The sequence below is a fragment of the Acidicapsa ligni genome (genome assembly GCF_025685655.1).
Taxonomy (GTDB): domain Bacteria; phylum Acidobacteriota; class Terriglobia; order Terriglobales; family Acidobacteriaceae; genus Acidicapsa; species Acidicapsa ligni.
This window is the reverse complement of the sequence record NZ_JAGSYG010000001.1, coordinates 915,796-935,264: the sequence shown is the minus strand read 5'-3', so window position 1 is coordinate 935,264 and position 19,469 is coordinate 915,796. Positions and strand designations below refer to the sequence as shown.

15 protein-coding genes are annotated in these 19,469 nt (G+C 56.7%); 8 read left to right on the top strand and 7 right to left on the bottom strand.

Annotated elements, in window-relative coordinates; genetic code table 11:
• The first annotated feature begins 113 nt into the window (after positions 1–113).
• Positions 114–1,916, top strand: a complete 1,803-nt coding sequence (locus OHL19_RS03635; protein WP_263356223.1) for an AsmA-like C-terminal region-containing protein — start codon at positions 114–116, stop codon at positions 1,914–1,916.
• Between the two features lie 177 nt (positions 1,917–2,093).
• A complete protein-coding gene (locus OHL19_RS03630) occupies positions 2,094–3,905 on the top strand; it encodes a glycoside hydrolase family 13 protein (protein ID WP_263356222.1) in 1,812 nt (603 codons plus the stop codon).
• 74 nt (positions 3,906–3,979) lie between these two features.
• Here the strand turns inward: OHL19_RS03630 and OHL19_RS03625 are convergent, their stop codons facing one another.
• The 5 genes from OHL19_RS03625 to typA all read right to left on the bottom strand — a co-directional run bounded on the left by OHL19_RS03625 (position 3,980) and on the right by typA (position 10,298).
• Positions 3,980–5,191, bottom strand: coding sequence for a glycosyltransferase (locus OHL19_RS03625; RefSeq protein WP_263356221.1), 1,212 nt, complete (start codon positions 5,189–5,191; stop codon positions 3,980–3,982).
• A 163-nt stretch (positions 5,192–5,354) separates the two neighbouring features.
• On the bottom strand, positions 5,355–6,515 hold the full coding sequence (locus OHL19_RS03620) for a hypothetical protein (protein ID WP_263356220.1): 1,161 nt from the start codon (positions 6,513–6,515) through the stop codon (positions 5,355–5,357).
• Between the two features lie 180 nt (positions 6,516–6,695).
• Entirely contained in the window at positions 6,696–7,754 is a 1,059-nt protein-coding gene (locus OHL19_RS03615) for an LOG family protein (protein WP_263356219.1), read from the bottom strand.
• Between the two features lie 115 nt (positions 7,755–7,869).
• On the bottom strand, positions 7,870–8,295 hold the full coding sequence (locus OHL19_RS03610; RefSeq protein WP_263356218.1) for a hypothetical protein: 426 nt from the start codon (positions 8,293–8,295) through the stop codon (positions 7,870–7,872).
• A gap of 185 nt (positions 8,296–8,480) precedes the next feature.
• The gene (gene typA / locus OHL19_RS03605) at positions 8,481–10,298 is read right to left on the bottom strand and encodes a translational GTPase TypA (protein ID WP_263356217.1); all 1,818 of its coding nucleotides are present in this window, start codon (positions 10,296–10,298) and stop codon (positions 8,481–8,483) included.
• A gap of 423 nt (positions 10,299–10,721) precedes the next feature.
• Here typA and OHL19_RS03600 point away from each other — a divergent pair, with 423 nt between their 5' ends.
• Complete coding sequence (locus OHL19_RS03600) at positions 10,722–11,450, top strand: CPBP family intramembrane glutamic endopeptidase (RefSeq protein WP_263356216.1); 729 nt, start codon at positions 10,722–10,724, stop codon at positions 11,448–11,450.
• A 55-nt stretch (positions 11,451–11,505) separates the two neighbouring features.
• On the opposite strand, the gene OHL19_RS03595 is transcribed toward OHL19_RS03600, so the two are convergent.
• The gene (locus OHL19_RS03595) at positions 11,506–12,267 is read right to left on the bottom strand and encodes a peptidase (RefSeq protein ID WP_263356215.1); all 762 of its coding nucleotides are present in this window, start codon (positions 12,265–12,267) and stop codon (positions 11,506–11,508) included.
• Positions 12,268–12,356: 89 nt separating this feature from the next.
• Here OHL19_RS03595 and OHL19_RS03590 point away from each other — a divergent pair, with 89 nt between their 5' ends.
• From OHL19_RS03590 to OHL19_RS03570, 5 genes are all read left to right on the top strand, one after another.
• Complete coding sequence (locus tag OHL19_RS03590) at positions 12,357–13,217, top strand: transglutaminase-like domain-containing protein (RefSeq protein WP_263356214.1); 861 nt, start codon at positions 12,357–12,359, stop codon at positions 13,215–13,217.
• Positions 13,218–13,466: 249 nt separating this feature from the next.
• Positions 13,467–14,438, top strand: coding sequence for a cysteine synthase A (gene cysK, locus OHL19_RS03585; RefSeq protein WP_263356213.1), 972 nt, complete (start codon positions 13,467–13,469; stop codon positions 14,436–14,438).
• A gap of 72 nt (positions 14,439–14,510) precedes the next feature.
• Positions 14,511–15,284, top strand: a complete 774-nt coding sequence (gene cysE / locus OHL19_RS03580) for a serine O-acetyltransferase (protein ID WP_396126620.1) — start codon at positions 14,511–14,513, stop codon at positions 15,282–15,284.
• Between the two features lie 186 nt (positions 15,285–15,470).
• A complete protein-coding gene (locus OHL19_RS03575) occupies positions 15,471–17,741 on the top strand; it encodes a PKD domain-containing protein (protein WP_263356212.1) in 2,271 nt (756 codons plus the stop codon).
• Positions 17,742–17,990: 249 nt separating this feature from the next.
• Complete coding sequence (locus OHL19_RS03570; protein WP_263356211.1) at positions 17,991–18,170, top strand: CsbD family protein; 180 nt, start codon at positions 17,991–17,993, stop codon at positions 18,168–18,170.
• A gap of 110 nt (positions 18,171–18,280) precedes the next feature.
• Here OHL19_RS03570 and OHL19_RS03565 read toward each other — a convergent pair whose 3' ends face one another.
• Positions 18,281–19,447, bottom strand: coding sequence for a glycoside hydrolase family 76 protein (locus OHL19_RS03565; RefSeq protein ID WP_263356210.1), 1,167 nt, complete (start codon positions 19,445–19,447; stop codon positions 18,281–18,283).
• Positions 19,448–19,469 lie beyond the last annotated feature (22 nt).

Here is a 19,469-nt window from a genome sequence, read left to right as displayed (position 1 = left end):
TGTTGACTGATGCTGCTGGCGTTACTTCCTGCCGCGGCACACATAAAGCAGCCAAATGACCGTGGATGGCGTCCTATTGGAATGCCTTTGGAAACGGGAAGCGAGAGCGGCGAATGACGGATGCAGATGGGCAGGTTCGGCCTAAGCGCCGTTTAAGTCGAGTTAAGAAGTGGCTGTTGTGGAGTTTGGGCATAGCCCTGGTGCTGGCGCTGGCCGTGTGCGGCGTGGCGAACTATTACCTGCATCGGGCCGAGCCGATGCTGCGCGCGGCGCTGGTGGATTCGCTGCAGAAGCGCTTCCACTCCAAGGTGGAGATAGGCGATTTCCGCGTCTCGATGCTGGATGGCTTCTGGGTGGAGGGGCGTAGTTTGCGCATCTGGCTGCCGGTGGAAGCGCAGCAGAATGCGATTGCCGTCAATGGCGCGGCGAATCAGCCGTGGATTACGGGTCCGTGGATCGTGGTGGACAAACTGCGCTTTCATGCTTCGTGGCACATCTCTCCAGGGCAGCCGATTGTGGTGAATGTGATCCACGTCGAGGGCGTTAAGGTGTTGCTGCCTCCGAAAGAGGACCGGCTCAATCTGTCGGGGTCCAAATCGGCAGGCGCAGGGCAGGCTGCTGGTTTGAATCCCAACGCGGCTGGCCCGGCCGGTACGGAGAATGCCGCGACGCAGCCTCAAGCTGAACAGGCACCCCCGGCTCCTGTTCAGCCGACGGCGACGAATAGCTGGTTGAAACTGCCGCGTGTGGTAGTGAAGCAGATCGAGTGCCAGAACGCAGAGCTGATTATCGAAAAGGGCCAGCGCGATCGGGACAAGGGCAAGATTCCCCTGGATTTTTTCCTGTCCAAGGCCACGCTGTTTCCGGATAACAACGGTGGTCCGATCTCGTTTGCGGTGGAGTTGACCAATGCCAAGCCGGTGGGGTTGATTCACTCGACGGGCAAGGCTGGGCCGTGGGTGCCGGGCGATCCTGGAGAGTTGCCGGTGGAGGGCGATTATCACTTTGACCATGCGGACCTGAGCACGATCAAGGGGATTGCCGGAATGCTCTCTTCGACTGGCCACTATTCAGGAACCCTGCGCAAGATTGAAGTGGACGGCCAGACGCAGACGCCGGACTTCCGATTGCAGCGCGTTGCGGATGGATCGGGAGTTCCGCTGACGGCGCATTTTCATGCGACGGTAGATGGCACGAACGGAGACACGTGGCTGGAACCAGTGGATGCGATGCTGGGGCATACGCATATCCTGGCGCGCGGCAAGGTGGTTCGCGTACCGGAGGTGCATGGGCACGACATCACGCTGCAGGTAAATGTGGACCGGGGACGGATCGAGGATATTCTGCATATCTCCGCCTCGTCGGAGACACCGTTCATGACGGGAAACCTGTCGCTCGCGACCAGCTTCCATCTGCCGCCGGGTGAGGCGAGTGTGTGGGACAAGCTGCTGCTGGATGGGCAGTTTCATCTGAGCCAAGCACGCTTCAGCAACGACAAGATGCAGGGGCGGATTGTGCAATTGAGCCTGCGCGGGCAGGGCAAGCCGGACGAGGTGAAGACTACCGATCCGACGACGGTTCGTTCTGACATGCAGGGGCATTTCAAGCTGGGCGGCGGAATGTTGCAGTTGCCTGATCTTCAATACCAGGTTCCGGGAGCGCAGATCGTTGCGCATGGAACTTACGGTCTGAAGGCTGGCTCGCTGGACTTTGATGGAGATGCAAAGCTGGATGCTTCGCTATCCCAGGTCATTGGCGGATGGAAGGGATTTTTGCTGAAGCCGGCGGATAAGTTGCTGAGCAAGAATGGCGCGGGGCTGGATGTACCGATTCACGTGAAAGGGACACGTAAAGACCCGAAGTTTGGCGTGGATTTTGACCGGTTGGGCAAGACACAGAAGGCGGCCCAGCAGTAGCTCCTTCCATAATGCAAATCTCTCGATCTCACGCAAGCCTGTTCCAAAGCTGCGGGCGAAACACATATACAGCAATAGTGCGGATGTATTAGGTTTGGCTCTGTCATACCGATGCCGAAGGACTGCGTTTTTTTGCGGCCGAAACGAGCGTCAGATGACACTCGGAGGAAATGCGCCATGAATCAAAAGAATCTGACCGCGGGCCTTGCCTTGGGACTCTCCTCAGTCCTGACGCTGGGTTTAGCGGCACTGCCGGGGATGGGCCAGACGCCTCATCCTGCGCCTTCTGCGATGCATACTTCTTCTACCGACCTGGAAAACTGGTGGAAGAACGCTGTGATTTACGAGATCTATCCGCGTAGTTTTCAGGACTCGAATGGAGATGGAATCGGAGACCTGAATGGCATTACTTCTCGTCTCGATTATCTGCAAAAACTAGGTGTCGAAGCGATCTGGCTCTCGCCGATTTATCCATCGCCGCAGGTGGACTTTGGCTACGATATTTCGGACTACGAGGGCATCGATCCACAGTACGGAACCATGGCTGACTTTGACCGCCTGGTGGCAGAGGCGAAGAAGCGCGATATCCGCATCGTGATGGATATGGTGATGAATCACTCCTCGGATAAACATGCGTGGTTTGAAGAGTCACGCAGTTCACGGAAGAATCCCAAGCGCAACTGGTATGTGTGGAAAGACGGCAAGGGCGAAACAGCGACGAGTAAAGGTGAGCCGCCCAATAACTGGCAGTCCGACTTTGGCCACTCGGCATGGGAGTGGGACGAGAAAACAAGGCAGTACTACTATCACAAGTTTTATATTCAGCAGCCGGACTTCAACTGGAACAATCCCGAGGTCGAGAAGGCTTTCGATGGGATTTTGAAGTTCTGGATGAACAAGGGTGTTGCAGGGTTCCGCTTCGATGCAATCACTACTTTGTTTGAAGATCCGAACTGGATCGACGATAAGGAATTGCTGGACAAGGACGGCAAGACCTATCTCAACGACTATGGCGATGTGTCGCTGGACGATGCGCGAACCAACAATCTGCCTGAGGTCAATCGCGTTGTGGAGCATGTCCGCAAGGTGGAAGACAGTGTGAAACCGAATGTCTTTCCCGGACGCAGAGTGATGATTGGCGAGACGTATGTACCAACGATCAAGGATCTGCTGGCGATGTATGGGACAACGGACAAACCGGAATTTCAGTTGCCGATGGATACGCAGGTTGGCTTCATCAACAAGCTGGACGTGGCGACTTTTCGCAGCAAGCTGAATGACGTTGAGACGAAGATCGACGGCAATATACCGCTGCTGGTTTTTGACAATCACGACAATGCGCGCATCGACGCCCGGTACGGCGATGGGGTGCACGACACGGCGATTACACGCGTGATCTCGACGATGCTGTTTGCGAGCAGGGGCTCGGCGTTGTTCTACAACGGCGCTGAGATTGGCATGAAGACGACCCCGCCGACACGCAAGGAAGATGTCAAAGATCCGGTAGGTCTGACAGGCTGGCCAAAGAACAAGGGACGCGATGGAGAGCGCACTCCGATGCAGTGGGATGACTCGACGTATGCTGGCTTTTCAACGGCCGCGCCGTGGCTCCCGGTGCCTTCGAACAAGGACACGATCAATGTGAAGTCGGAAGAGGCCGATCCTGACTCGCTGCTGAATTGGTATGAGTCTTTGATCCGGTTGAAGAAGACGAATCCGGTGTTCATTCATGGCGAAAACGTGATGCTGGATACGGAGAACACGAAGGTGCTGAGCTGGCTTCGCAAAGAGCCGGGGAAGCAGGCTGTCGTGGTATCTGTGAATTTCACGGCTGAGCCGCAGACGGTGAATCTTGGCGCGACGAGTGCTTCCGAGACGCCAGGCCATCACGCAAAGACGCTGCTGAAGTCTCCAGGCGTGGCTGATCCGGAGAGCCTTGAGAATGTACAGTTGCCGCCGTTTGGGGTGTATATCGGTGAGGTTGAGTAGATTCGATTGAAGTGCGGATTGAAGCGCGAAAGAAAAGAGGAATCCGTTTTTCGGGTTCCTCTTTTTCTTGCCTGCTAAATGGCCGCGGCCAGTTCATGGCTGGCGGGAAGAATTTCCTGATAGCCGGAGTAGACGCCTTCAAAGACTGCATCCCACGAGGCGGTGAGTGCGTAGGCTCGGGCGGCTGTACGCATGGCGCTGTGGGTTGCGGGGCTGCTTAAAATCGCGGCTATTGACTCTGTAAAGCCCTCATCCGGGACGATTCTGCCGGTTGCGGTTTCGTTCGCAGTGTCATGCACGATGTACCTGGGGCCTCCGTCGGGAGTGACGATGGCTGGAACGCCGCTGGCGAGCGCTTCGAGGACGACGTTGCCGAAGGTGTCGGTGTGCGACGGGAAGACGAAGAGATCCATGTTGGCATAGGCCTGGGCGAGTTCTTCGCCGCGAAGAACGCCGGCAAACTCTACGTTGGTCATCCGCTCGCGCAGCCAGGCTTCTTCCTGCCCATGACCGATGATGAGGAATCGGAAGTTGGTGTGGCCGAGCGCTATCAACTGGTCATGGATCGTGGCGAGCAGGGTGACGTTTTTCTCAACGGAAAGACGGCCGACAAAACCGAGGACGAAGGCTGTGTCATCCGCTGCGCGATTGCGGCGGGCTGCCGTGAAGAGTTCGGTGTCGACGCCGCGCGGCATGAGATGGCAGGGGCGTTCGGTCGAGGATTCGAGTAGTTTGCAGAGCTCGATATTGGGCGCGAACAACACCTTGGCAAGCGCGTAGAAACGGGCAGCGGTGGCAAGGGTTACGTTCTCAATCTTTTTGCCCGCGGTGAAGGAGTGGCGCTCGGGAAGCAGGCGCAGAAGCCAGTCGGAGCGCCGGGCGAGATATTCATGCACATTCGTATGCCAGGAGGCGGCGAGCGGCAGGTCGCGGTGGTAGGCGAGACCTGCGCCCAGCATGCCTACTTCGCTGGGGCCGGTAATGTGGATGAGGTCGGGACGGAAGCGGTCGAGGACCTCTCCGATGATGGGAATATGGCGCGGGAACGCGGGGTCGAAGCGAAGATCTTTTTCGAGTGCGAAGGAGAAGATGCCGCGCGGAAGTTCAAGCGTCCAGACATTGCCGTCTTCGATCAAGGCTTCGCTGCGGTCACCGCCGCGAATGCACAGGAAGGGCAGGTTGCCGCGCCGTGCGAAAGCCTCGAAATGGCGGCTGGTATGCGCAACCCCGTTGACCTCATGGAAGGAGTCAGGAAAGTACGCTACTCGGGGCAGATTTATTGGCATACGAAAGATTGAGACGGCTGCTTATCAGCTTAGTTTAACCCCACCCCTGGCGCGATGAAACAACGCAGGGATGGGAACTAAACTGTTCTAAATCGGGAGTACAAAAGCAGATCTTTTCACTTCGTTCAGGATGGCAAGCCCGGACAGTTTCGATGAAACCGTTCTAGGCTTCCTGGTCGCCAAGTTCGAAGCGCAGTTCATGAGACTCGTTCCACGCGAGGCGCAGGCTGCCGGAAACCGGGGCCTTACCCATCAGGCGGATGAGTGAAAGAATGCTTTGCAGGATTCTCGGCGCACGCCCGTTGGGCCATATCTCGCACAGGGGACGAACGACGCCTTTCGAATCCGGGTGATAGACACGCTCATCCCAGGTGCGGGAGCCCTGAGGAAACTCAGGATAGTCGCGGATGGCGTCCATGGTGGACTGCATGATGCGATGCTTCCACGGTTCGGCATATTGCGGCATGAAGAGCACGTCGCTGCGACGCTCCTTGCGAACCTGGTGCACGAACTCATTGAAGCTGGTGGCATTGGTGAGATTGATGTTGGCGTTCGGTTCAACGCCGTGGCGATCACCACCGGAGATGAGCAGCATGTTCCAGCGCTCGGCGAGGCGGCGGACAGCGCGATTCTCTTCCCAGTTGCGCAGGCCGTTGAGTTCGAGAGCGTGGAAGTGTGCTCCATTTTGCTGCAGGAACTGGTTGACGAGGAACTCGTGCTTCTCCTGCCCGATCATGTAGAGATCCCAGAGCGGGTGGTTGAAGATGACCAGAACATTCGGCTCTTCATTCAACGCTACCAGTATCTCGGTAAGGCGCTTGTCGCTGGGGTTCTTGGTGAAATCGGCCAGGGTCTCCATCCACTCGGATGCGCGGGCGCTGGGCAGATTGTGAATGCCGAGGTGGAAAGACTGAACACCCGCGTAGGGGGCTGTCCACTCGACGGAGATGGGAATGTGGCGCGCGCTGGGGATGGAGCGCAGCAGCAGCGGAGCATGGATATTGTCGTGATCGGAAAAAGAGACGAACGCAGCGAGATCGAGCTTCTCGATCTGACCGCTCTCCAGGTCAAAAGCCAGGCGAGGAGTGAGCGGCGGAGTCCAATAGCTTTCTGTCCAGTTGACGCCGATGCCGTGTCTTTCTTTCGAGCGGCGCTCCAGGCGTCTCATGAGCGGACGAAGGGGGGCATACTGGGCGCTCCAGGCAGCCACGAAGTCGAGGGTCTCCTGCGACTGATTGGTATGACTGTGGAGTGAGACTCCAGCCTGGAAGTTGCGCGCGGCTGCTGGATCGCGCCACAGATACGAGATCGTGGAATTAGGCATACAGTCTCCTGTCCGCTCTCTGGATGATGGTTCTACGGGGTAGTATCCCGCGCATGCGGTAAACAGGCTGTGAATAGGGTGCTAATTTGGGTTCAAAACTTCGGATTCAAAGACTGGGGAATCAAGGGAGTACCCTGCGGGTTGCCCCCTATTCAGGGCAGGGAGCATTCGAGGCAGACGTTAGCGGGTGCGGGCAAATTCCGGGCCGAGGAAGTCTTCGAGGCTGAAGCCGGGGGTAACTTCCTGCGCGGGATGCTGCTTCTGCTGCTCGGCTTCGGGAATGAGGTAATTCTCGGTCAACCCTTTTTTCAGGAGTTCAAAGGCCTGCTCTGGCGTATCGGCGAACTGGAATAGATCGAGATCCTTGGGCGAGATTGCCCCGGTATCGACGAGGGCCTGCATGTTGAAGACTTTTTTCCAGTAGTCGGGGCCGTAGATGATGACCGTGATATTTTTCGCGAGTTTGTGAGTCTGGGCGAGCGTAATGACTTCGAACATTTCATCCAGCGTGCCAAAGCCGCCGGGAAAGACCACCAGAGCCTTGGCAAGGTAGGCGAACCAGAGCTTGCGCATGAAGAAGTAATGGAATTCGAAGTTGAGCGCCGGGGTGATGTAGGGGTTGGGATTCTGCTCGAAAGGCAGGCGGATGTTGAGGCCAATGGACTTGCCTCCGGCCTCCCAGGCTCCGCGATTGGCGGCCTCCATGATGCCGGGGCCTCCGCCGGAGGTGACGACGAAGCGATGACGGCGCGAGGGAATCTCCTTGGCCCAGGTGGTGACCATGGCTGCGAGACGCCGGGCATCCTCGTAATAACGGGCCATTTCAACGGCGGCGACGGCGCGGCGACGGCCTAGTTCGCTGGCAGTGCCATCGGCAATCTCGGGGATGGTGGCGGGTTGTTCCGATGCGGGTGCGGGCTGGACTGAGCCGGTGTTGTCGAGCAGTTCCAATATCTGGCCGAGCGCGCGGTCGGCTTCTTCGCGGCCCTGAAAACGAGCCGAGCCGAAGAAGACTACGGTGTCCTGGATACGTTCGCGGCGAAAACGGGCGAGCGGCTCAGTATATTCGGCGAGGATGCGGATGAGGCGGCCTTCGGCGCTGTTTACGAATGCCGGATTCTCATAGGCAAGCGCGGCACGCTCAAGAATGGGTGGCTCAGATAGGGCGGGCTCGGGTAAGGCGGGCTCGGGCTGAGCGCTGTCGCCGGGGGAATTATTGGAACGGGATTCTTCACTCATGCTGGTCTGAGGAACCTCACTGGTGCTAGCAATGAGTGTAATTGGGAGTGTGGCTGAGTGGTGATCGGGAGCAGAACCGAGGCGTTTAACGAATTCGGGGGCTGGGACTTGCGACTCAGACTTTCGGGGAGTGCATGGCGTCGCGGACGGCGATCCAGAGATTGAGCAGGCCGAGACCGGAAACCAGGCCGCGGATAGCTCCGGTACCCATGAAAGTCGCCAATCCTGAAGGCTGGGCGAAGAGTGGATTTGCGTCCCAGAAGGGCGAATACCAGGGGACCATGCAGACCACCATGCCGAGTGTCATACGCAGATAGATGAACAAGAAATGCACCATTTGCCGCAGCCAATAGGGGCTGCGCGGAGGATGACTCCGGGTGCCTGGGTTTGGTTCTGGCAGTGGTGGCGGAATCTGCGGGAAGAGCGATGCCTGAGCCGGATTGGAAGAGGATGTTGGCAAGATAATCGCTGGGCTTGAGGCGTCGGCTGCCGGTGAGGCAGTCGTGAGAGGAACGGGCTTTGGCGGTTGCTGCTCGGACATCACGAAATCGGCGCCAAACCTCTTAGCTCCGTATCTGAACGGTACCATAATGGGCGGCCAGGATTCCCGGGCGGCGGTTTCTGGCGGAAGGCACGAAGCTGATTTTCGTTTCTCCTGCCTGAACTGCGCAGAGTATGCGCGGTTCAGACAGGACACCACAGTAAATGCGGTTGGAAACGAAATGCTTAGTCGTTGCCGCCCTTGCGGGACTTGGGACGTTGGTTGGCCTGGAGAACTTTCTTACGCAGGCGGAGTGATTTAGGAGTGACCTCGACGAGTTCGTCTTCGGCGATGAACTCGATGGCCTGTTCCAGGTTCATCAGGCGGGCAGGAGCCAGACGCAGAGCTTCGTCCGAAGATGAGGCACGCATGTTGGTGAGCTTCTTTTCGCGAACGACGTTCACATCGAGGTCGTTGTCGCGGGAGTGCTCGCCGACGATCATGCCTTCGTAGACTTCGACACCACTGCTGACGAGAAGAACGCCGCGATCCTGCATGCCAAAGAGCGCGTAGGTGGTGGTGGTGCCGGTGCGGTCGCTGATCAGTGCGCCGGAGAGACGCTGCGGGATTTCGCCCTGGTAGGGGATGTAGCCATCAAACAGCGTGTTCATGACGATGGTGCCGCGGGTTTCGGTGAGCATTTCGCTGCGGAGGCCGATGATGCCGCGGGAGGGCACGCGGAACTCCATGCGAACGCGGCCTGAGCCGTGGTTGTGCATCTTGGTCATTTCGCCCTTGCGGGGTCCGAGCTTTTCGATGACGACGCCGGTGAACTCTTCGGGAACGTCGATGGTGAGGTGCTCGACGGGTTCCATTTTGACGCCGTCGACAACTTTTACGACGATCTCGGGGCGGCCAACGAGGATTTCAAAGCCTTCGCGGCGCATCATTTCGATGAGCACGCCGAGCTGCATTTCGCCGCGGCCGAGAACCTTGAAGCTATCCGGGCTACCGGTATCTTCAACGCGAATCGACACGTTGGTGAGCAGTTCGCGATCGAGACGCTCGCGCAGGTTACGGCTGGTGACGAACTTGCCTTCCTTACCGCAGAAGGGTGAGTTGTTCACCGAAAACTGCATGGCGATGGTGGGCTCGTCGATGATGATCAGCGGCAGCGGCATGGGATTTTCAACGCTGGTGAGGGTCTCACCGATGGTGATGCCCTCAACGCCGGCAATGGCCACGATGTCGCCAATCTCGGTCTCGGTGGTCTCGGTACGCTTGAGGCCAGCAAAGGTGAAGAGCTTGGTGATCTTGACCTTTTGCAGGGAAAGATCGCGGCGGGAGAGCATGACTTCATCGCCGACATGCAGGGTGCCCTGGAATACGCGGGCGATGGCGATGCGGCCGAAGTACTCGGAGTAGTCGAGATTGGTGACCAGGATCTGAAGCGGTGCTTCCGGATCGCCCTTGGCTGGCGGAATCGTATTGATGATGGCGTCAAAGAGCGGCTTGAGGTCGGTGCCGGGAACGGCCAGATCGGTGGTTGCGGTGCCCAGCTTGGCGACGCAGAAAAGAACGGGGAAATCGAGCTGATCTTCTTCCGCATCGAGATCGATGAAGAGGTCATAGACTTCGTTCAGAACTTCCTGCGCGCGTGCGTCGGGACGGTCAACCTTGTTGATGACGACCATCGGCTTAAGACCGGCTGCGAGGGCCTTGGCCAGCACGTAGCGGGTCTGGGGCAGCGGACCTTCTGCAGCATCCACCAGGAGCATGACGCCATCGACCATCTTGAGGCCGCGTTCGACCTCGCCGCCGAAATCGGCGTGGCCTGGGGTGTCGATGATGTTGATCTTGCCGCCATCGACGAAAATGGCCGTGTTCTTGGCAAGAATCGTGATGCCGCGCTCGCGCTCGAGGTCGTTGGAATCCATGACGCGGTCGGCGACAGCTTCATTGGCGCGGAAGGTGCCGGACTGACGCAACATGGCGTCGACGAGGGTGGTCTTGCCGTGATCTACGTGGGCAATGATGGCGATGTTGCGGATGGTCTGGCTCACAGGTGTAACTGTTCCTTAATTCCCTTTTGCCTTGGATTCCGGCAGCGGGGAGGTTGTTGCGTTCTTGTCTCGTCCGGTCATGCCGGTTCGCGGGGCTCTCCCGATTTGCCAATCACTCATTACGCTGCTTGAGCGCAGTTTGTGCGTTCCGGTAAGGCTTTGCAGGCGGCCGTTTTGCAGGTGGCCCATGCATCTGCTTTCCGTGGGGTGGCCTTTCAGGCACGCTTGCAACCCATGGCGCGTCCGGAACATACGAGCGGAGAGCAGCCGCACAGTGCGGCATTTCTACATTCTACCAGCTAGGTCGATTTTGCAGGGTTTTGGCGCGAGGTTCGTTCTTTGAAAATGCCGTGAAGATGCGAATGATAGGGTTTCTGCATGCGAATTATTGAGTGGGGGCTGTTTTTACTCTGTCTTGGAGAGATGTGGTATTTCGTACGCAACGACGCTGCGGATTATGCGGCATTCAAACTGCTGACCGAGACCTCGGACCGGCAAAAACGATACCGAATCTGGACGCTTAAGAGTTTTCTTCTCTTTTTTGGGACCAGCCTGCTGGGGCTAGCTTTCCTGGGGAAGATTCATTCGCTTTCCACTTTGCCTGCGGAGTTTGCTGGAGTAGCCGAGGCGCTTCGGGCTCATTCCCGCCTATGGGCCGTCAGTAAAAGTTTTTTGATCGGGTTCAGTGGAGCAATTGTTGCCGGGATGGTGGGCGGTTCAATCGCTGCGACACTCCTCAAGCATAAGAAAAACATTGCCCTAACCGGCGATTTCGAACCGCTGCTCCCTCGGAATTGGGCAGAGACTTTTTACACCGCCCTGCTCTCTCTGAATGCCGGATTGAGCGAGGAGTTTTTCTTTCGCCTCCTTATTCCCCTGCTGCTGACACTGATCCTGGGGAAGGCCATGCTGGCGTTTGTGTTGGCGGCGATTCTTTTCGGGCTGATTCACGCGTACCAGGGATGGGTAGGGGTGTTGGCTACGACGGTAGTAGGCACCTTACTCACAGTGCTTTACGTGTGGACGGGAAACATCTGGATTGCGGCCGGGGCACATGCGCTGCTGGATCTATTGAACCTGGTCGTTCGACCCTCCATTACCCGGATCTTCCTGCCGGGAGACTCGAAGGGGCTTGCCCGAAGTGCCGATTGAATCGTCGCAACTGCTGAGGCCTGGCGACGATCCATCCTCCGACAAAAGCAGGAAATTAAATCAGGACCGGTTGCTGCGGCTGGGAGGGATGCTGGTCGAAGCCGAGGTCGGGCAGGTCTTCGACGGCATTTCTGAGCGATCTCTCCCAGAGAGCATGGATGGTTTCAAGCTCAGGGTCCTTGTCGCGGAACTTGCGATAGGTGTCGAGGTGCAGGCTGTCCTTTTTGTAGAGCAGCAGTTCAATGGGCGGCCCGACGGTGACGTTGGAGCGCATGGTGGCATCGAAAGACAACAGCGCGTATTTCGCCGCCGATTTGAGGCTGGTGGACTCAAAAACGATGCCGCGATCGAGAATAGGGCGGCCATATTTGCATTCGCCGAGCTGGAGAAATGGCGAATCCTCGGTGGAACTCAGGGGATTTCCCTGGGGATAAATCAGGAATGTCTGCGGCTTTTCGCCGAGCACCTGGCCGCCAAGCAAGAGGTGGACGTTGAAGCTGTAGCTGTCGCGCTCCAGGGCGGCACGGTCCAGATCGGAGACCTGGCGGACCGCTTCGCCTACTTCGCGGGCGGCGTCATACATCGAATTGGCCTTGGCCAAGCCCTCGCCGGAGTCGAAACTGGTGCGCAGGAGATTGATGACGGACTGGCTGAGGGAGAGGCTTCCGCTGCATAGAATGACGAAGACGCGCTCACCCGGTTGAACGAAGGTGTGCATCTTGCGCGTAACATTCAGATCGTCAGAACCGGCGTTGGTACGCGAATCCGATGCCATGACCAGTCCTTCGTGTGTCATGATGCTTAAACAATAAGTCATGCGCTTCCGGGTCTCCGCGGTCTGCTCTGTGGCACTCTAATTTCTCAGCAGTTCACAACATTAAGAAAATCAAGGGCATCCAAGTGACCATGCTGATTCGCTTAGGGTACGACATCCAATTCGATGTTCCTGCTCCGCTGGCCTTTGTGGCCCAGCTTCGGGTGCATTCCTCACGCGCTGCCGAACTTCGTGAACCGGATGTGGTGCATGTCACGAGCAGCGACGGGATCGGCGGGGATACGACGGACATCCCTACCAGCGAGTATATCGATTCTTACGGGAATATATGCACGCGCTTTTATGCTCCACAGGGGCATCTCAGAGTGTGGACCGCGACGTCGATTGATGACTCCGGACTGCCGGACCCGGTGGAGTGGGGCGCTCGGGAGATTCCGCCGCAGGATCTGCCGGACAATGTGCTTCCCTTTCTGCTGAGCAGCCGGTATTGCGAGGTGGATTCGCTGTCGGCGGTGGCCTACGAGCTTTTTGGCGCAGTCGATCCGGGATGGAACCGTGTGCAGGCGATCTGCAACTGGGTGAACGCGAAAGTTACCTTCAATTACGGAATGACGCGCCCTACGAAGACGGCCCTGGATGTATTTACGGAGCGGGTAGGCGTTTGTCGCGATTTTCAGCATCTGGCGGTAACATTCTGCCGGTGTATGAATATTCCGGCGCGGTACGTGGCGGGATATCTGGGCGATATCGGTGTGCCGCTGCGGTTGCCGATGGATTTCAGCGCGTGGTTTGAGGTGTATCTGGATGGCAGGTGGTGGGCATTCGATGCCCGCAACAACATGCCCCGGATTGGACGGGTGCTAATGGCGACGGGCCGGGATGCGGCCGATGTGGCGTTTTTGACTTCCTTTGGAAGTTCGACGCTCACCAGCTTTTTCGTAGTTTCAGAGGAAGCTGAGGCTACCGGCACTCCTGCAATCCAGACTCCGTAAATCGCACAGCTATCAAAATACTTTCACTGTGAGATTTTTAGTTTGAGAGTTACGCCCGGTTGCGCACCAGCGGTCTGAGGGCGTAGTCTTTCGCCATGCCTCGATGTCGTTAGTACCGGTTGGTGCTTATGCCGAGGAATTCGTGCGCATGCAGTTTGACACCATTATTCGCGCCGGGGTTTAACCCCACTCCTACACAACAAACCCAATTAAATCTGAATCCAAGTTCAAAAAGACGAGGTATATTCCATGAGCATTGCAGCGAGCGTTACGGAACTGATTGGCAAGACTCCGCTGGTACGGCTGAACCGCGTAACCAAAGGCCTGCCTGGCGAGATACTGGCCAAGCTGGAGAGCCAGAACCCGATGGGCAGCGTAAAAGACCGCATCGGCCTGGCAATGATTGAAGCTGCCGAGAAGGAAGGCAAGATCAAGGCCGGCGAAACCATCCTGATTGAGCCGACCAGTGGCAATACGGGCATTGGACTCGCGTTTGCCTCGGCGGTAAAAGGCTACAAGCTGATCCTGACCATGCCCGAGACGATGAGCATGGAGCGGCGGATTGTTCTACGCAGCCTTGGCGCGGAGCTGATCCTCACGCCGGGACCGAATGGAATGAAGGGCGCGATTGCCAAGGCGGATGAGTTGCTCGCGCAGACGCCAAATGGCCACATCCTGCGTCAGTTTGACAACCCTGCCAACCCGGCGATCCACTATGCGACCACCGGACCAGAGATCTGGGCGGATACCGACGGTAAGGTCGACTTCTTTATCTCCGCGGTCGGAACCGGCGGAACGCTGACAGGTGCGGCAAGTTTTCTTAAAGAGAAGAATCCAAATCTTAAGGTCATCGCCGTCGAGCCTGTCGACAGCGCGGTGCTGAGCGGTGGCAAGCCGGGACCACATAAAATTCAGGGCATCGGTGCGGGGTTTGTGCCGACCATTCTGAAGACGGATCTGATCGATGAAATCATTACCGTTACCAATGAAGAGTCGATCGAGACGGCGAGACGGCTTCCTCTGGAAGAAGGCTTGTTTGTGGGCATCTCTTCGGGCGCGGCGGTATCTGCTGCTCTAAAAGTGGCAGCACGGCCTGAAAATGCAGGCAAGCGGATCGTGGTGATTATCCCCAGCTTTGGCGAACGTTATCTATCGAGCGTATTGTTTGAAGCCATTCGCAATGAAGTGCAGGCGCTACAGCCACAACCTGTCAACTTGTAATACTGCTATCAGCAACCAGCTACCAGCTCCTGCTGGTGGCTGGCGGCTGTAGCTGGGGGCCGAGGGTTTTGCATGGCGTTGCTGGCGCGGATTCGCGAAGACATTGGTTCGGTGATGAAACGCGATCCGGCGGCGCAATCCGGGGTGCAGGTATTTCTGTGCTCACCGGGGCTGCATGCGGTCTGGGCTCATTCCATTCATCACTGGCTATGGCTGCGGGGATGGCGGCTGACTGCGCGGGTGTTTTCGCAGACCACTCGCTTCTGGACAGGAGTCGAGATTCATCCTGGAGCAACGCTGGGACGGCGGTTGCTGATTGACCACGGAATGGGCGTGGTGATCGGCGAAACAGCGGTTGTCGGCAACGATGTGACACTGTATCAGGGCGTAACTCTCGGCGGCACTGGCAGTGCGAACGACAAGGGACGCAAGAAGCGGCATCCGACGCTGTGCGACGGAGTGTTTGTCGGCAACAACGCGAATATTCTCGGCGATATTACGATTGGCGAGAACTCGCGGGTAGGCGCGGGATCGGTGGTGCTGATGGATGTTCCGCCTAACTCCACCGTCGTAGGCGTGCCCGCGCATATTGTTTACCGCAATGGGCAGCGGGTTCTGATTACTGATCCTCACGAAGTGAAAGACCCCTTATCGGATGCGTTAATTGCACTGGCGCAAAGGGTTGAACTAATGGAAACACGGCTGGAAATATCGAACGGCGATCAAAAAGCACCTGGAACGCATAAAACCCCGAATACATTTATGGCGGAAGAATTGGAGCGCGCGGCCTACCGCGATGAACTGGAGCGATTGCGCAATTATGTATCTATGGGTGAAGGGATTTAGAGCATTTCTCCTATTGCAATGCACCATCCGGACTCGCGAAGTTGGCTTTTTCTGATGAAAAGCCACGCAAGCGGCAGTCGCCCAGAATATACCGACAGGAGACATACTCCAGCTCTGCAACGACCTCATTCCCCTTTCCGGGGATGCCACAACTTCATCCGGGCAAGTACACTGCAAGAATTCTTCATGGAAGTTGTTTTCCTGGATATGTTTCGTTTGCGTAACTTCCGTTTGCCTTTTCTTGCCTTGGTTCTCATCGCCGGTCTCGTTGCAGAGGCGCGCGTGCTTCCTGTTCCTGTGCCCCAGGAACTGCGTTCGACCCGGTACAAGGTAGAGATCAACGGCAAACCGATCGACGTGGCACACGCGGCGGCGAACTACGATTATGTAAATTTCGATACGACCGGGGCGGTCACTGTCTCCATAACTTCATCGCAGGATGGATTCTGGGACCACGGAGTCGATATACAGCCCTGGCGGCTGGGGATACGGCCCACCGTAAGCAGGAACACAATTCGCTTTCGGCTGAAGACTCCCGCGAAGCTTTCCATCTCCCGCCCTGACGACTTTCTTAACCATGCACGCATGCTGTTTCTATTCGCTTCGCATCCGCTGGGAAAGGCTCCGGCAGCGTCGGCGACGGTTCACATCATTGCGCCGGGCATTCACAAAGGAAGCCTGAATCCGAAGAGCGGTGAAACCTACTATCTGACTCCCGGCGCCGTGATTCTCGGCAGCCTGAACCTGTGGAAGGTGCACGACGTCAAAGTTCTGGGGCGTGGCGTTATCGTCTACGATGGCCCGCAAAACCCACAGGATGACGATGGCTGGATGCAGAAGCCCGACTGGCATTGCGTGGGCGCGATGCAGGCGAATCGCATCGAGATCAACGGGGTTACATGCCTGGTACGAAGCCGCACGTGGTCTATCCAGATGAAGGACTCGACCAACCTGCTGTATGAAAACGTGCGCGTAATCGGCGGCAATCCTGGCAATGCCAATCAGGACGGCATGGACTGGCTTGGCGGCGGCGACACGATCGTACGCGACTCATTCTTTCGCGCTTCGGACGATGTGTTTGCGATGCAGGGCAACTGGGATGGCTACACGGAAGATGAGATCAAGCTGCCCGGGCATGATGTGTCCAACATCCTTGTGGAACACAGCGTGCTGTCTACAAGCATTTCAAATATCGTGCGTGCGGGATGGCCGCAGAAGAGCTTCAACTCGCGCGGCTTCACGCTGCGGGACTCGGATATTCTGCACGGTGGCATCGGGTCCTGCGGACCTCCATTTGCGCTGTTTACTTTTTGGGGTGCGGAAGGCGCGACGGGTAGCCACTCCGGTTACACATTTGAAAATCTGTGGCTCGATGATTGGTACTCTCTTTTTCAAATGGAACAGGAGCAGCCCGGCTTGCATGGATTTACCTTTCGCAACATCTGGGCTCTGGAGCAACCTCCGCTTGTAACGTCGGAGGTACGAGGACCTGTAACGGATATTCGCCTGGAAAATGTGAAGTATGAGCAAACCGTAATTACGTCGAATGCCCATCTGCCGCTTTCGATATCAGATGGGGCGCAACAACCGGTATTTGCTGCAGGAGACAAACGAGCCAGGGCACAGTTCAAGGTGACCCCTGCGGTGGTGCAGACGGGCACGCACGCTACCTTTACCGCAGATAAAACTACCGATCCTCATGCGCGTTATACATGGCTCTTTGGCGACGGAACAACGGCGCGTGGCAGGCAGATACGGCATCGCTTTGTAGATGCACGCGGCACGGAACTCAATGCAACCGATGCTGCGGGAGCAGGGCGTTTTCGCGTGCTGCTGCAGGTTGAGAGCAAGGCCATTCTCGGCGAAAAACGGCCGGTACAGGATTGGGCAGAGCATGGAGTTGTCGTGGTTGCGCATTGGCATGAGGCTGCAGCCAAAAAACAAACGGCACCCGGCTTGAACTACAACATCTATCCCGGAACGTGGCCTGATTTTCCAACGTTTGTGCTGGAAAAATCGATGAAGAGTGGAACTACCGCGACGCTGGATACAACGGATACTGGTGGCTTCACGCACTATGCTGCGGTCTACGATGGGTTCATCGACGTGCCCCAGGATGGTGGCTATCAATTCGCACTCATGGCACGCGATGGTGCGCAGCTTACGATTGATGGTGTTCCATTAGCGCAGACTGGACCACCCTTTGCCGAAGTTTGCGGCTCGCATAACAACGCCGTGCGATATGCGCAGGGAAGCATCGGACTTCGCGCGGGCAAGCATGTATTGCAACTGAAAACGCTACAGTCGATAAGCCAGGGAACACCCCGGCTGCTATGGGCAGGCCCGGGCATCGGCCTTACAGATATACCGGCGAAAGCATTCAGTCATGGCAGCGTCGTTGCAGCCGCACCAAAAGCGATTGCCGCCAAAACAGGCGATGTTACACCCAAGCCGTGAAGTTGCAAGTCATGAAATACAACGCAGAAAGTTACAAGCCATGAAGTTATAACTTGAGCGCTTTCGTACAGCTTTCCGAGTACGGCTGATTCAATTCATAGAGTTAGCTTATAGCCCATGAAACGGCGGGTTTTGATCCAATCAAGTTTGTGTCTTTCGGTAAATCTGAAGTGCGGTCTGTAAGCCGTTTCGGCAAACCTTTCGGGGATAGCATCCATCCAATTGTTTGAAGCACAAGGAGGATTGCAAATGACAACCAGCACACATGATCAGGTTCACGGAAAAACGAATGAAGTTATCGGCAAGGTGAAGGAAAAGATCGGCCGAGCTACCGATGATCCGAATCTTGAAGACGAAGGTACAGCTCAGCGCATTGATGGCACCGTCGAAAAGAAGGTCGGGCAGGTTAAGCAGGTATTTGAAAAGTAGTCTCTTGCTTTTACAACGCATTCAACGCGATGGGCTGGCCTCGAATGAAGGCCAGCCCATTGCTTTTGATTTCTCAATACTTATCCCTTAGTAAACGCCATCCGGATCCATCAATGGTCAGTCAAGGATCGGTGACTTTCATGCGGTTTTCCTGCGACGTGTGCGGCGGCTACGAGTGCATCCAACGCGGAACTCTGACTGCTGGCATTTGATCCACTGAAGGGCGCGATCCACACTTCTCCAAGATGAAAATCAGGCGGGTGTACCTGGCTCCAGATACTGTCTGCATTGGTCAACAGGAAGCGCTTGAATTGTGGCCTGGAATCTGAGTCTTCCAGTGTGCTGAGATTGCGCACGAAGATGCCTTTGAATTGTGTGCCATCACCGCCGCAATTCGGCTCGCAGGGATCGTGAAGAATTCCCTGGGCGTCTGCCAGGGCTGCGATGGCGGCATCGGCAATCCGGCTTGCTTCCTGCATGAGTGCGGGGCCTGAATCAGACTTGGGATCAGACTGATGCAGAGCAACGAGGCCGCCCAGAATCACGCCCTGATTATAAGTCCAGGTCGTCTTCCGATTGTTCTCGCACTTCTCTGTGAGCCCGTCATTCACCAGGCCTTTTCCGTTGATCATGCCGGAGTGAGAGAACCAACTCCACTCACGCCTGGCCCATGCGAGATAGGTTGCTTTCTCTCTGGGGTCGCTTGTCGAATTTGCAAGCTGTGCCGCGACGGACAGGAATAATTCATTGGCTATCGCATTTTTGTAATTGCGATCTTTACTCCACCAGATCCCGCCGGAACAGGTGTTATCCCAGCCATACGTCATATCGGTAAAGATAGATTTTGCTACTGTCAGGTAGCGCTGATCTTTCGTTATGCCATAGGCATCGATCCATGCCAACGCCCACCAGCCTTCATCGTCGTAGAACTTGTTGATGAAGCCCGGAGCTGTCTTCTGCGCGGTGGAGAACGTGTTCGAGAAAACAAAATCATATTCTCTTGATTGCGTTACTCGCGCGTAATCGGCGAGGACGGTGATCGCGTTCGCCGAGTTCCACCAGCCGGTGGTGCGATAGAGACCTGTGTCGAGGTCATACCAGGACTGAAGAGCCTGAACCGCCTGCGTGGCGTGCTGGGCATATGCAGTGCTTTCAGCCTGTGTGGCCGCGCCTGTTTCGCCTGCCTTAAGGCTGCGGCTATGCACTGCACATAAGAACAAAGGCAGAAGAGCCCAGCGAAGTGTAAGCCTGTTTCGTTTTGAATTCAGTAGCGACATTGACTCTTCGCCTTCCCTTCTA